The 15503-nt window shown below is 65.5% G+C and carries 3 protein-coding genes; 2 read left to right on the top strand and 1 reads right to left on the bottom strand.

What is annotated here, in order from left to right:
- Positions 1-54: 54 nt before the first annotated feature.
- The gene (locus ACMGF5_RS00675) at positions 55-1068 is read left to right on the top strand and encodes a GNAT family N-acetyltransferase (protein ID WP_119687511.1); all 1014 of its coding nucleotides are present in this window, start codon (positions 55-57) and stop codon (positions 1066-1068) included.
- A gap of 71 nt (positions 1069-1139) precedes the next feature.
- On the opposite strand, the gene ACMGF5_RS00670 is transcribed toward ACMGF5_RS00675, so the two are convergent.
- Entirely contained in the window at positions 1140-1670 is a 531-nt protein-coding gene (locus ACMGF5_RS00670) for an RNA polymerase factor sigma-70 (RefSeq protein WP_119687510.1), read from the bottom strand.
- Between the two features lie 305 nt (positions 1671-1975).
- Between ACMGF5_RS00670 and ACMGF5_RS00665 the strand changes: the two genes are divergently transcribed.
- The gene (locus ACMGF5_RS00665) at positions 1976-14929 is read left to right on the top strand and encodes a non-ribosomal peptide synthetase (protein WP_414157503.1); all 12954 of its coding nucleotides are present in this window, start codon (positions 1976-1978) and stop codon (positions 14927-14929) included.
- The last annotated feature ends 574 nt before the right edge of the window (positions 14930-15503 follow it).

The raw sequence follows: 15503 nt of genomic DNA, 5'->3' as shown, positions 1-15503 counted from the left end.
TGCAGTGACGTTTTCAGAAATGAGCCTTTCTTTCATTTTCTGTGAGCCCTGACCATGCCGTTCGATGCCGCTTCTCAGCCCTTGTCACAGCCTCGCTGGCGCAGCCTGAGCGCTGAAGAGGGCGATTGCTGGTTGAGCCTGACCCTGGAGGGTCGCCCGCTGATCCAGGTGCGCCTTGCGCCAGCTGCTACCCTGGCGGTGCATATTGAACGCCTATGCCCCGAACGCCCACAGCAGGCCCTGTGGGCCGCCTGTTACTGGTTGTTGTCGCGGGATCCAGCCTGTCAGCGCCTTGCCTGGCACCTGCCGCAGCCTGTACCTGAGACCCTCGCCAGCGGCCTGTTGCTCAGCACGGAACAGCCAGGCGTGTACCTGTGCGAGCGCGCTATGTTCTGGCAGTTGCCACAGCCTTGGCTTGGCCAGTTGGTCAGCGGCGCATACCCACAACAGATGCAGATCAGCAATGGCAAGCGCCACCCGCGCCGCGCACCCAAGCCCCATGGCGAGGTGTATCGGCGCTTCGATGCGCGCCTGGGGAGTTGGGTGTCGCTGCGCACCCTGGAGCTCGAACAGGACCTGGAGCGCTTCAATCGCTGGCAGAACGATCCGCGTGTGGAGCAATTCTGGCAGGAGGGCGGGTCGTTGGAGCAGCACAGGGAATACCTGGCCAAGCTGGAAGCCGACCCGCACACCGTGACCTTGATCGGCTGTTTCGACGATCAGCCATTTGCCTACTTCGAGGCTTATTGGGCCAAGGAGGACCGCATCGCGCCGTTCTATCAAGCCGACGACTACGACCGCGGCATCCACATGCTGGTGGGTGAGCAGGCGCATCGCGGTCCGCACAAGGTCGCCAGTTGGTTGTCGGCGCTGGTGCATTACCTGTTTCTGGATGACCCACGCACCCAGCGGGTGGTGGCCGAGCCCCGTGCCGACAATGGCAAGATGATCGGCTACATGCACGACCAGTGCTTCCATTGCGACAAGGAGTTCGATTTTCCGCACAAGCGCGCAGCGTTGATGATTCTGGGGCGGGAGCGGTTTTTCGATCGTTGCAGGCTGGCTTAGGGGGGCTTCGAGCTGCAAGCTGCAAGAGAAGGGCGCGTCGCCGCTGATTCATCTTGCAGTTTGCAGCTGCTTCAGGCCTGGCGGCTGGCGGTCTTGCGGCAATGAACCAGCGCATCACGGATCATGAAGTTGACCAGCGTGGGCGACACGCCCAGCTCCTTGGCGATGTCTTTCTGCGGCACGCCGTGCAGGCGGTACATCTCGAAAGCGTAACGGGTGCGCTGGGGCAGCTCGTTGAGCGCCTCGGCAATGTGCTCGAGGGCCGCCAGGTTGATGTGCGTGGCCTCGGGCGAGGCGTTCTGGATGACCACGTTCAAGCCTTCCTCTTCGCTGCCTGAGTACCTCAGCTCCATCGCCTGCTTGCGGTAATGGTCGATGGCCAGGTTGCGCACGATCTGGAACAGGTAGCTGAGCTGGGCCTTGAACGACGAGGTGATCTGGGGGGCGGCGCCGAGCCGGAAGAAAGCGTCCTGCACCACGTCTTCGGCCCGTGAGCGGCAGCCGGTGATGCGGGCTGCGATCTTGACCAGGATGCTGCGGTTGTCGACGAATGCCTGGAGTAATGGTGAATCGCACTTACTTGTGGATAGTTGTTCCGCCATGGAAATCACCTTGTCACAGAGGGGAATAGGAGCACCCCACTTGGGGAAGCTTCCTACGACGTGCGACAAACTATTCAGAATGATAATGATTGTCAAATACGAAAGTTAATGAGTATCTATTAGTTTCAGTTCTAAGCAGGCGATCGTGATGCGCGTCACTTTCCGTGCGCGTGGTCGCTGCGACTTCCCGGTAATTTCTTGCGTTGCCCATCCGTTCCCCTGTGTACATCCGGCCGCCGGACGCTGCCCGCCGAACCACGCGCGGCAGCCGGCCCGACTTACCCAGACACTGGCAGGAACACCCCATGATGGACGCCTTCGAACTCCCGCTCTCGCTGGTCCAGGCCCTGGCGCAACGTGCTGCGCATACCCCTGAGCGCATCGCCTTGCGCTTTTTGGCCGATGCGCCCGGCGAGCAGGCGGTGCTCAGCTATCGGGACCTGGACATGCGTGCACGCACCATCGCAGCAGCCTTGCAGGCCCGCGCCGCGTTCGGTGACCGCGCCGTGCTGCTGTTCCCCAGCGGGCCGGACTATGTGGCGGCGTTCTTCGGCTGCCTGTATGCCGGTGTCATCGCCGTGCCGGCCTACCCGCCGGAGTCTTCGCGCCAGCATCACCAGGAGCGCCTGCTGTCGATCATCGACGACGCCGAGCCCCGCCTGCTGCTGACCGTGGCAGCGCTGCACGACAGCCTGCAGGGCCTGCAAGCACTCGGCGCAGACAGCGCCCCTGAGCTGCTGACAGTGGATGGCCTGGACCCGGCCCTGGCCAGTGACTGGCGCGAACCGGCGCTGGCCGGCGACGACATCGCCTTCCTCCAGTACACCTCCGGCTCCACCGCCCTGCCCAAGGGCGTGCAGGTCAGCCACGGCAACCTGGTGGCCAACGAGCAGTTGATTCGCCATGGGTTTGGCATCGACCTCAACCCCGACGATGTGATCGTCAGCTGGTTGCCGCTGTACCACGACATGGGCCTGATCGGCGGGCTGCTGCAGCCCATCTTCAGTGGCGTACCGTGTGTGCTGATGTCGCCAGGTTACTTTCTCGCACGGCCGCAGCGCTGGCTGCAGGCGATCAGCGAATACGGCGGCACCATCAGCGGCGGGCCGGACTTTGCCTACCGCCTGTGCAGCGAACGGGTCAGTGAGGCGGCCTTGGCCGGCCTCGACCTGAGCCGCTGGCGTGTGGCCTATTCCGGCTCCGAGCCGATCCGCCAGGACAGCCTGGACACCTTCGCCGAGAAGTTCGCCCCCTGCGGTTTCACGCCCAGCAGCTTCTTTGCCAGTTATGGCCTGGCCGAGGCCACCTTGTTCGTCAGCGGCAGCCGCCGTGGCCAAGGCATCGGCGCGCTGGAACTCGACGCCGACGCCTTCGCCGCCAACCGTGCAGAAGCCGGCAAGGGCAGCGTGCTGATGAGCTGCGGCTACCCGCAGCCAGGGCATGCGGTCCGTATCGTCGAGCCACAGTGCCTGGACGTGCTGAGTGACAATCGGGTTGGCGAAATCTGGGCCGCTGGCCCCAGCATCGCTTCGGGCTACTGGCGCAACCCTGAGGCCAGCGCGCGGACCTTTGTCGAAATGGACGGCCAGACGTGGCTGCGCACCGGTGACCTGGGCTTCATGCGTGAAGGTGAAGTGTTCGTCACCGGGCGCCTGAAGGACATGCTGATCGTCCGTGGCCAGAACCTCTACCCGCAGGACCTGGAAAAAACCCTGGAACGTGAAGTCGATGTGCTGCGCAAGGGCCGTGTAGCGGTATTTGCCGTGGACGACCAGGGTGAAGAGGGGATCGGTGTTGCGGTGGAAATCAGCCGTAACGTGCAGAAGGCGTCCACCCCCGAGGCGCTGATCAAGACGCTGCGCCAGGTCGTCGCCGACGCCTGCCGGCAGGCGCCTGCCGTGGTCCTGTTGCTCAACCCGGGGGCCTTGCCCAAGACCTCCAGCGGCAAGCTGCAGCGATCGGCCTGCCGCCTGCGCATGGACGATGGCAGCCTGGACTGCTACGCACGCTTCCCGACGCCCGTCGAAACCGGTGAAACTGCCGCTGCCGGCGACGGCCTGCAGGCACGTATCGCGGCCCTCTGGTGCGAGGTGCTCAAGGCCGAATCAGTCGCCGCCGATGATCACTTCCTGCTGCTGGGCGGCAACTCCATCGCTGCCACCCAGGTGACTGCGCGTCTGGCCGATGAACTGGGTATCGCGCTGGGCCTGCGCACCCTGTTCGAAGCACCGACCCTGGCGCAGTACAGCGCTGCCGTGGCGGCAATCCTCGCCCAGGGGGGTGGCGAAACGGCGACCATTGCCCGCCTTGACCGTGGGCAGGCCCTGCCGCAGTCGTTGGCGCAAAACCGCCTTTGGCTGCTGTGGCAGCTGGCGCCGCAGTCGGCGGCCTACAACATACCTGCCGGCCTGCACCTGCGCGGCGAGCTGGACGAAGCTGCGCTGGATGCCGCATTCCAGGCGCTGGTGGCGCGCCACGAATCGTTGCGCACCGTGTTCAGCGAAGAGCACGGCCAGGCGCTGCAGCGCATCCTGCCCCGGCAGGCGTTCACCCTGCTGCACCTGGACCTGCAAGGGCTGCCAGCCACCGACGTGGCCGAGCGCCGCGAAGCCGAAGCACAGCTACCGTTCGACCTGGGCCAGGGCCCGTTGCTGCGCGTGACCCTGGTGCGGCTGGGTGACGAAGACCATCAGCTGTGGGTTACCTTGCACCACATCGTCGCCGATGGCTGGTCGCTGAACATCCTGCTCGACGAATTCGCCAAACTGTATGCCGCCCGTTGCCAGGGCCTTGAGGCTTCGCTGGCGCCTTTACCACTGGGTTACGCCGACTATGGCAACTGGCAGCGCCAATGGCTGGCTGAAGGCGAAAGCACGCGCCAGCTTGAATACTGGAAAGCCCGGCTGGGCGACGCGTTGCCGGTGCTCGACCTGCACCCGGACCGGCCGCGTTCCAGCCAGCAGGCAAACCGTGCGGCACGCTTGAACGTCAAAGTACCGGCCAAGCTGAGCGAAGCCCTCAAGGGCCTGGCCCGCGAACATCAGGCCAGCCTGTTCATGGTGCTGCTGGCAGCCTGGCAGGGCCTGCTGCACCGCTACACCGGCCAGCACGACATCCGTGTCGGTGTACCCAATGCCAACCGCCCGCGCCAGGAAACCCAGGGCATGGTCGGTTTCTTCATCAACACCCAGGTGCTGCGAGCGCAGCTCGATGGCCGCCAGCCGTTCGCGCAACTGCTGGCTCAGGTAAGGCAGGCGACCCTCGATGCCCAGGCCCACCAGGACCTGCCGTTCGAGCAACTGCTCGAAGCGTTGCCCGACGCCCGTGAGCAGGGCCTGTTCCAGGTCATGTTCAACCACCAGCAGCGCGACCTCTCGGCCCTGCGCCGCCTGCCGGGTTTGCTGGCAGAAGAGTTGCCGTGGCACAGCCGCGAAGCCAAGTTCGACCTGCAGCTGCACAGCGAGGAAGACCACTTGGGCCGTCTGAGCCTGGCCTTCGACTACGCCGCCGAGCTGTTTGCCGAAGATACCGTCACCCGCCTGGCACAGCACCTGCTGGCGCTGCTCGAGCAAGTGTGCGCGGACCCGCAACTGGCCCTGGGCGACGTCGCTTTGCTGGATGAGCAAGCCCGCCAACAATTGCTGGCCTGGGGCCAGGCGCCGGCGCCGGCACTGCAGCGCCTGGTGGTCGAGCAACTCAATGAACAGGCGCGCCAGACCCCTGAGCGCAGGGCGCTGGTTTGGGAAGGCGGCAGCCTGGATTACGCCGAACTGCACCAACAAGCCAACCGCCTGGCCCATTACCTGCGCGACAAAGGCGTCGGCCCCGACTGCTGCGTGGCCATCGCCGTGGAGCGCTCGCCGCAACTGCTGGTCGGTCTGCTGGCGATCCTCAAGGCGGGCGGTGCCTATGTGCCGCTTGATGTCGACTACCCGGCCGAACGCCTGGCCTACATGCTGCGCGATTGCCAGGCCAGCCTGCTACTGAGCAACAGCGGCATGCTGGCCAACCTGCCGCAAGTCGATGGCGTCAGTGCCATTGCCCTCGATCAGCTGCACCTGGACAGTTGGCCAAGCCACGCGCCTGGCCTGCACCTGCACGGCGACAACCTGGCCTATGTGATCTACACCTCCGGTTCCACCGGCCAGCCCAAAGGCGTGGGCAACACCCATGCAGCTTTGGCCGAACGCCTGCAGTGGATGCAGGCCACTTATGCGCTGGATGCTGGCGATGTGCTGATGCAGAAGGCGCCGATCAGCTTCGACGTGTCGGTCTGGGAGTGCTTCTGGCCGCTGATCACCGGTTGCAAGCTGGTGCTGGCCGGCCCCGGCGAGCACCGTGACCCGCAGCGCATCGCCGCGCTGGTGCAGCAGCACGGGGTCACCACGCTGCACTTCGTGCCGCCTTTGCTGCAGGTGTTCGTGCAAGAGCCGCTGGCCGCTGGCTGCAGCAGCTTGCGCCGGCTGTTCTGCGGTGGCGAGGCGTTGTCGGCGAGCCTGCGCGACCGCGTGCTGCAACGGCTGCCGCAGGTCCAACTGCACAACCGCTATGGCCCGACCGAAACCGCCATCAACGTCACCCATTGGCACTGCCGGGCTGAAGACGGCGAACGCTCGCCCATTGGCCGGCCGTTGGGCAACGTGATCTGCCGTGTGCTCGATGGCGAACTGCAACTGGCCGCACCGGGCGTGCCAGGCGAGCTGTACCTGGGAGGCGCGGGGCTTGCCCGCGGCTACCTCGGCCGCCCTGGCCTGACCGCCGAACGCTTCGTGCCGCAGGCCGATGGCAATGGCGAGCGCCTGTACCGCAGTGGCGACCGTGCCCGCTGGCAGTTACAGGCCCAGGCTCTGGAATACCTCGGCCGCCTGGACCAACAGGTGAAAGTGCGAGGTTTTCGCGTCGAGCCCGAAGAAGTCCAAGCCTGCCTGCTTGCTCAGCCGGGTGTCGAGCAAGCGCTGGTGCTGATCCATCAGGACGGCGTGGGCGCGCAGCTGGTCGGCTACTACAGCGGCCCGGGGCAAGCCGAGGCATTGCTCGCCAGCCTGGCCGAACGCCTGCCTGCCTACATGGTGCCAGCGCAACTGATCGCGCTTGAACACATGCCGCTGGGGCCCAGTGGCAAGGTCGATCGCAAGGCGCTGCCGGCACCGGTCTGGCAGCAGCGCGAACATGTCGCGCCGCAGACAGCGTTGCAGCAGCAGGTTGCGGCCATTTGGTGCGAGGTGCTGAACCTGCCGCGCATCGGCTTGCACGACGATTTCTTCGCCCTTGGCGGGCACTCGCTGCTGGCCACCCAGATCGTCTCGCGCACCCGCCAGGCCTGCGATGTCGAGCTGCCCTTGAAGGTGCTGTTCGAAGCCAGCGAGCTGGGCGCCTTCTGCGCCGAGATCGCCCGCATCCGCGAAGCCGGCGAACGCAACCTGCAGGGCGAGATCACCCGCGTCGACCGCCGCCAGGCTGTGCCGCTGTCGTATTCGCAACAACGCATGTGGTTCCTCTGGCAGATGGAGCCGGACAGCCCGGCCTACAACGTCGGCGGCATGGCGCGCCTGCGCGGCACGCTGCATGTGGATGCGTTCGAGCGCGCACTGCAGGCGTTGATCGTGCGCCATGAAACCTTGCGCACCACGTTCCCCGCCATTGACGGTGTGCCGTACCAGTGCGTGGCCGGCGAAGGCGCCGTACACCTGGACTGGCAGGATTTCAGCACCTTGCCAGCAGCCCTGCGCGAGCAGCGCCTGCAGCAACTGGCCGACGCCCAGGCGCACCAGCCGTTCGACCTGGAGCGTGGCCCGCTGCTGCGTGCCTGCCTGGTCAAGGCCGCGGAGCGCGAGCACTATTTCGTGCTCACGCTGCACCATATCGTCACCGAAGGCTGGGCCATGGACATCTTCGCCCGCGAACTGGGCGAGCTGTACGAAGCGTTCGTCGATGAGCGCGAGTCGCCACTGACGCCGTTGCCGGTGCAGTACCTGGACTACAGCGTCTGGCAGCGGCAGTGGCTGGAAAGCGGCGAAGGGGCGCGCCAACTGGCCTACTGGAAAGCCCGCCTGGGCGACGAACACCCGGTCCTGGCCCTGCCGGCTGACCGGCCACGCCCGGCCGTGCAGAGCCACCGTGGCGAGCTGTACCGCTTCGAGCTGGACCCGGCGCTGGTTGCCCGCGTGCATGCCTTCAACAGCCAGCGCGGGCTGACCTTGTTCATGACCATGACCGCCACCCTGGCCGCCTTGCTGCACCGCTACAGCGGCCAGCGCGACCTGCGCATCGGTGCGCCGGTGGCCAACCGTATCCGCCCCGAAAGCGAAGGGCTGATCGGCGCCTTCCTCAACACCCAGGTGCTGCGCTGCGAGGTGGACGGGCAGATGACCGCCGCCGCCTTGCTCGACCAGGTGCGCCGGGCCGCCATCGAAGGCCAGTCGCACCAGGACCTGCCATTCGAGCAACTGGTAGAAGCCCTGCAGCCCCCGCGCAGCAGCGCCTACAACCCGCTGTTCCAAGTGATGTGCAACGTGCAGCGCTGGGCCTTCCAGCAAAGCCGTGAGCTGGCAGGCATGCAGGTGGATTACCTGGTCAACGATGCCAGCGCCACCAAGTTCGACCTGTACCTGGAAGTGACCGACCTCGATGGCCGTCTTGGCTGCTGCCTGACCTATAGCCGCGACCTGTTCGATGAACCGCGGATCGCGCGCATGGCCGAGCATTGGCAACAGTTGCTGCTCGGCCTGCTGGACAACCCGCAACAGCGCCTGTGCGAGCTGCCGATGCTGGCCGGGGCCGAACAGCAGGTATTGCTCGACCAGTTGCAGGGTGAGCATGGTCGCGCCCCTGAGCAGACCCTTCACGGCCTGTTCGCCGCCCAGGCTGCGCGCACGCCACAAGCCGGCGCGCTGACCTTCGCCGGCCGGCACCTGAGCTATGCCGAGCTCGACCAGCAGGCTAACCGCCTGGCCCGAGCCCTGCGCGAGCGGGGGGTCGGCCCGCAGGTGCGCGTGGGCCTGGCGCTGGAGCGTTCGCTGGAGATGGTCGTCGGCTTGCTGGCGATCCTCAAGGCCGGCGGCGCTTATGTGCCGCTCGACCCGGAATACCCGCTCGACCGCCTGCGTTACATGATCGAGGACAGCCGCATCGGCCTGCTGCTGAGCCAGCGCGCGCTGCTCGAAACCCTTGGCGAACTGCCCGACGGCGTAGCGCGCTGGAGCCTGGAGGACGACGCCGCAGGCTTGTCCGCCTACAGCGATGCACCCTTGGCCAACCTCAACCTGCCGCAGCACCAGGCCTACCTGATCTACACCTCGGGGTCCACCGGCAAACCCAAGGGTGTGGTGGTCAGCCACGGCGAAATCGCCATGCATTGCCAGGCGGTGATCAAGGCCTTCGGCATGCGCAGCGACGACTGCGAACTGCACTTCTATTCGATCAACTTCGACGCGGCCAGCGAGCGCCTGCTGGTGCCGCTGCTGTGCGGCGCCCGCGTGGTGCTGCGTGCCCAGGGGCAATGGGGCGCCGAAGACATCTGCCAACTGGTACGCGAGCAGCAGGTCAGTATCCTCGGTTTCACCCCAAGCTACGGCAGCCAGCTGGCCCAGTACCTGGCCGGGCAGGGCGAGCAACTGCCGGTACGCCTGGTGATCACCGGCGGCGAGGCGCTGACCGGCGAGCACCTGACGCGTATCCGTCAGGCCTTCGCCCCCCAGCAGTTCTTCAACGCCTACGGCCCGACCGAGACGGTGGTCATGCCCCTGGCTTGTCTTGCCCCTGACACCTTGCCCGCCGATGCCGGCAGCGTGCCGATCGGCCGGGTGATCGGTGCCCGCAGTGCCTATATCCTCGATGACGACCTGGCGTTGCTGCCACAAGGTGGCATCGGCGAGTTGTACATCGGCGGGGTAGGGCTTGCCCAGGGCTATCACGACCGCCCTGGCTTGAGCGCCGAGCGTTTTGTCGCCGACCCGTTCAGCCATGACGGTGGGCGCCTGTACCGCACCGGTGACCTGGTGCGCCTGCGCGCCGACGGCCTGGTGGAGTATGTCGGGCGTGCCGACCAGCAGGTGAAGATCCGCGGCTTCCGTATCGAGCTTGGCGAAATCGAGAGCTGTCTGCAGGCGCATGCCGATATCGAAGAGGCTGTGGTGCTGGCTCACGACTTGCCCGGCGGCAAACAGCTGGTCGGTTACCTGGTGTGCAAGCAGGCCAGCGCTGACAGTGAGGTCCAAGCCCGGTTGCGCGAAGCGGTCAAGGCGCACACCCGCCAGCACCTGCCCGATTACATGGTGCCAACGCACCTGGTGCTGCTGGGCAGCCTGCCGCTGATGGGCAACGGCAAGCTGGACCGCCGTGCCTTGCCGCTGCCAGACCTGGAACAGGCCCGCGAACAGTACCAGGCACCTGCGAACGCGCTTGAGGAGCAACTGGCGCAGATCTGGCGCGAGGTGCTCAACATCTCCCGCGTGGGCGTGCAGGACAACTTCTTTGAACTGGGCGGTGATTCGATCCTGTCCATCCAGGTGGTCAGCCGGGCCCGTCAGCTTGGCCTGCAGTTCACCCCGCGCGACCTGTTCCAGCACCAGACCATCCAGACACTGGCCGCCGTGGCCAGCCGCAGCGAGGTGGCGAACAGCATCGAGCAGGGCCAGCGCCAGGGCCGCAGCGGCCTGACGCCGATCCAGCACTGGTTCTTCGACAGTGAGGTGGCTCAACCGCAACACTGGAACCAGGCCGTCTTGCTTCAGGCGCGCGTGCCGCTGGACAGCGCCCTGCTGGAGCGGGCCCTGGCCACCCTGGTGGCACACCACGACAGCCTGCGCCTGCGGTTTACCCAGGCAGATGGCCGCTGGCAGGGCGAATACGCGGCAGCGCCTGGCGAGCAACTGCTATGGACTGCCACGGTCGCCGATTTCAATGCCTGTCAGGCGCTGTACACCGACGTACAATGCAGCCTGGATCTGGAACAGGGGCCATTGCTGCGGGCCTTGCTGGTCAGCGACGGGCAGGGCGCCCAGCGGCTGTTGCTGGCGATCCATCACCTGGTGGTCGATGGAGTGTCCTGGCGCGTGCTGCTCGAAGACCTGCAGGCGCTGTACCGTGGTCAGCCGCTGGTGGCCAAGACCCACGCCATGGCCGACTGGGCTGCGCGCCTGGCAAGCTACGCCGGCAGCGATTCGCTGCGCGATGAGCTCGGCTGGTGGCAAGACCAGCTGGGGGATGTGCGCCATGAGCTGCCATGCGATCACCCGCAGGGCGGCAACCTGCACCGGCATGCCGATACCCTGGCCATCGCCCTGGATGTGGAGCAGACCCGTCAGTTGTTGCAACAGGCCCCCGCGGCGTACCACACCCAGGTCAACGACCTGCTGCTGACTGCCCTGGCGCGCACGCTGTGCCGCTGGACCGGTGACGACGAGGTGCTGGTGCAGCTAGAAGGCCATGGCCGTGACGGGCTGTTCGAAGACATGGACCTGACCCGCAGCGTGGGCTGGTTCACCAGCGCCTACCCGCTGCGCCTGAACCCTCAGGCGGGTGAGGACGACAGCGCCCGCGCCACCTCGATCAAACGCATCAAGGAACAGCTGCGCCAGGTGCCGCACAAAGGCCAGGGCTACGGCGTGCTGCGTTACCTGGCTGATGACGCCGGGCGCGAGAGCATGGCCGCGCTGCCGCAAGCACGCATCACCTTCAACTACCTCGGCCAGTTCGACCAGCAGTTCGACAGTGCGGCGCTGTTCCAGCCGCTGGATGCCCCTGCGGGCCTGGCCCACGACCTCGACGCGCCACTGCCGAACTGGCTGAGCGTCGACGGCCAGGTCTATGGCGGTGCCTTGCAGTTGCGCTGGACCTATAGCCGCGAGCGTTTCGACGAGCAGACCATTGCGCGCCTGGCCGAGGCTTATCGCCACGAACTGCTTGCCCTGGTCGGCCACTGCCTGGCCCAGGGTACGGGCAGCTTCACGCCCTCGGACTTCCCACTGGCGCACCTGACCCAGGAACAGATCGACGCGCTACCGGTTCCGGCTGCCGAAATCGAAGACGTCTACCCGCTGACCCCAATGCAGGAGGGCCTGCTGCTGCATACCCTGCTGGAGCCGGGTACCGGCATCTACTACATGCAGGACCGTTACCGCATCAACAGCGCCCTCGACCCGCAGCGCTTCGCCCAGGCCTGGCAGGCGGTGGTGGCCCGCCACGAGGCACTGCGGGCATCGTTCAGCTGGAATGCCGGCGAAGCGATGCTGCAGATCATCCACAAACCGGGGAACACTCCTGTCGACTACCAGGACTGGCGCGGCCTCGACGACACGGCCCAGGAACAACGCCTGCAAGCACTGCACAAGCAAGAGCGCGAGGCCGGCTTCGAGCTGCTGCGCCAGGCGCCGTTCCACCTGCGGCTGGTGCGGGTGGACGATGAACGTTACTGGTTCATGATGAGCAACCACCACATCCTCATCGATGCCTGGTGCCGCTCGTTGTTGATGAACGACTTCTTCGAGCTCTACCAGGCCCTCGGCGAAGGCCGCCAGGCCCAGCTGCCGATGCCGCCACGCTATCGCGACTACATCGGCTGGCTGCAACGCCAGGACCTGGGCGAAGCACGACGCTGGTGGCAGGCCAACCTGGCTGGCTTCGAGCGCGCCACGGCGATCCCAAGCGACCGCCCGCTGCGTCATGACCATGCCGGTGACGGCATGCTGGTCGGTGACTGCTACACCCGCCTGGAGGTGAGTGATGGCGTGCGCCTGCGCGAACTGGCCCAGGCTCACCAACTGACCATCAACACCTTCGCCCAGGCGGCCTGGGCCCTGGTGCTTGCCCGCTACAGCGGTGAGCGCGACGTGGCCTTTGGCGTGACCGTTGCCGGGCGGCCGGTGAGCATGCCGCAGATGCAGCGCACCGTCGGCCTGTTCATCAACAGCATCGCCCTGCGTGTGCAATTGCCCGAACCGGGCCATCGCTGCAGCGTGCGCCAGTGGCTGCAAGGCCTGCTGGAGCGCAACATGGAGCTGCGCGAGTACGAATACCTGCCGTTGGTGACGATCCAGGAGTGCAGCGAACTGCCCAAAGGCCAGCCGCTGTTCAACAGCTTGTTCGTGTTCGAGAACGCCCCGGTGGAAACCGCGGTGCTCGACCACGCCCAGCACCTCAACGCCAGCTCGGACTCAGGCCGTACTCACACCAACTTCCCGTTGACGGCGGTGTGCTACCCGGGCGACGACCTTGGCCTGCACCTGTCGTTCGACCAGCGCTACTTCGACCATTCAACCGTCGAGCGCTTGCTGGCCGAGTTCAAGCGCCTGTTGCTGGCGTTGGTGCAAGGTTTCGACGGGCAGGTCAGCGAGCTGCCGTTGCTGGGTGAGGCAGAGGAACGCTTCCTGCTTCAGGCGTGCAACCGCACCGAACGGGCCTATGCCCTGGAGCAGAGCTACGTCGCGCAGTTCGAGGCACAGGTCGCCGCGCACCCAGAGCGCACGGTGGCCCGTTGCATGGAGGCGAGCTATGACTATGCCGGGTTGAACCTGGCAGCCAACCGCCTGGGCCATGCGCTGGTCGCTGCGGGTGCTGGCATCGATCAGCCGGTCGCGCTGCTGGCCGAGCGGGGCCTGCCACTGCTGGGCATGATCGTCGGCAGCTTCAAGGCAGGTGCCGGTTACCTGCCCTTGGACCCTGGTCTGCCGTCGGCGCGCCTGCAGCGTATCGTCGAGCTCAGCCGCACGCCGGTGCTGGTGTGCAGCGCAGCCTGTGCCGAGCAGGCGCGCCTGTTGCTGGACGAACTGGCCGGCGTGGCGCGGCCGCGGCTGTTGATATGGGAGGAGGTGCAATCGAGCAACATCGCCAGCCACAACCCGGGTATCCACAGTGGGCCGGACAATCTTGCCTACGTGATCTACACCTCAGGCTCCACTGGCCTGCCCAAAGGCGTGATGGTCGAGCAGCGCGGCATGCTCAACAACCAGCTGAGCAAGGTGCCGTACCTGGCGCTGAGCGAGCAGGATGTGATTGCCCAGACCGCCTCGCAGAGCTTCGATATCTCGGTCTGGCAGTTCCTTGCCGCGCCATTGTTCGGCGCCAGGGTCGAGATCGTGCCAAACGCCATCGCCCACGATCCGCAGGGCCTGCTGACGCATGTTCAGGCCACCGGCATCACGGTGCTGGAGAGCGTGCCCTCGCTGATCCAGGGCATGCTGGCCAACGATCATCAGGCGCTGGGCGGCTTGCGCTGGATGCTGCCGACCGGCGAAGCCATGCCGCCGGAGCTGGCCGCGCAATGGCTGCAGCGCTACCCGGGCATCGGCCTGGTCAACGCCTACGGCCCGGCGGAGTGCTCCGATGACGTGGCGTTCTTCCGCGTCGACCTGGCCTCGACCCGTGGCAGCTACCTGCCGATCGGCACGCCAACCGACAACAACCGCCTGTATCTGTACGGCGAGGACCAGGCCTTGGTACCGCTGGGCGCGGTGGGCGAGCTGTGCGTAGCCGGTACCGGCGTGGGCCGGGGCTATGTCGGCGACCCGGTGCGTACCGCTCTGGCCTTCATCCCCCACCCGCATGGTGCGCCGGGCGAGCGCCTGTACCGCACTGGTGACCTGGCACGGCAGCGCCCGGATGGCGTGTTCGAATATGTCGGTCGTATCGACCACCAGGTGAAGATCCGCGGTTACCGGATCGAACTGGGTGAAATCGAAGCCCGCCTGCACGAGCAGGTCGAAATCCGCGACGCCGCCGTGGGTGTACAGGACGGTGTCAACGGCAAGCACCTGGTCGGATACCTGGTGGCTCATCAGGGCGTTACCGCCGATGCCGCGCTGCTGGAGCAGGTCAAGCAACGCCTGCGTGCTGATTTGCCGGAATACATGGTGCCGCTGCACTGGGGCTGGTTCGACAGCCTGCCGCACAACGCCAACGGCAAGCTTGACCGCAAGGCTTTGCCGGCCATCGACATCGGCGGCCAGCATGGCCAGGCCTACCTGGCGCCACGCGACGAGCTGGAAGAGGTGCTCGCCGCTATCTGGGCCGACGTGCTGAAGGCCGAGCGGGTAGGGGTGCACGACAACTTCTTCGAGCTGGGCGGGCATTCGCTTCTGGCAACGCAGATTGCCTCGCGGGTGCAGAAACAGTTGCAGTTGAACGTGCCGCTGCGGGCGATGTTCGAGTGCAGTACGGTTGAGGAGTTCGCGGAGTATGTGCGTGGGCTGCAGGGCAGCGCGCTGGATGAGGGTAAGGTGGATCGGTTGAGTGATCTGATGGCGGAGCTGGAGGGGTTGTGACAGCCACAGCTTAGTCTGTAACGGCCTCTTCGCGGGCTACCCCGCTCCCACAGGTTTTGCGTTGTATCACATACAGCGGCGAGCCTGTGGGAGTCGATTTACCCGCAAAGAGGTGGCTGCGGTCACCCAGTATTCGATACGTTTCGGGAGGTTTTCTTCATTGTTTTGAATGGTGGCGTTGATGATCGTGTAGCCAATGAGCTGAGTGCACAATAATAGAGTGATGTTTGTCCTCTGGCATGGCCGAGGCGGGGAGGTCCGGTGCTTTAGGTTGTTGTTTGGGGGTGGTTCAAAGTTAAGTATTTCATAGTTGTAGGTTCTTATTGTTTTCATTTCGTCTCTGGGATGCAATTCAAGTGCTGTGACTGAAGCCAGCCAGGCTGCAGAGTAAGCCTGCGTCAAGAGTTGCTGTAGGGTTGGCAAATGTCAACCTGTGTTAATCCGGCCCTGAGCGAGCGAAACTGATGCGGCGGTTTATTGGGGTTTTTAAATGTAAGAATAATGCTTAGGTGTTTTCCTACAGAGACTAAGTAGGATGGGTGGATCTTGTCGTTTATTGAGATGTTCTGGCAGG

It is taken from the genome of Pseudomonas sp. BNK-15 (genome assembly GCF_047456105.1).
In the GTDB taxonomy this organism is placed as follows: Bacteria; Pseudomonadota; Gammaproteobacteria; order Pseudomonadales; family Pseudomonadaceae; genus Aquipseudomonas; species Aquipseudomonas putida_E.
This window is presented reverse-complemented; position numbering and strand designations above follow the sequence as displayed.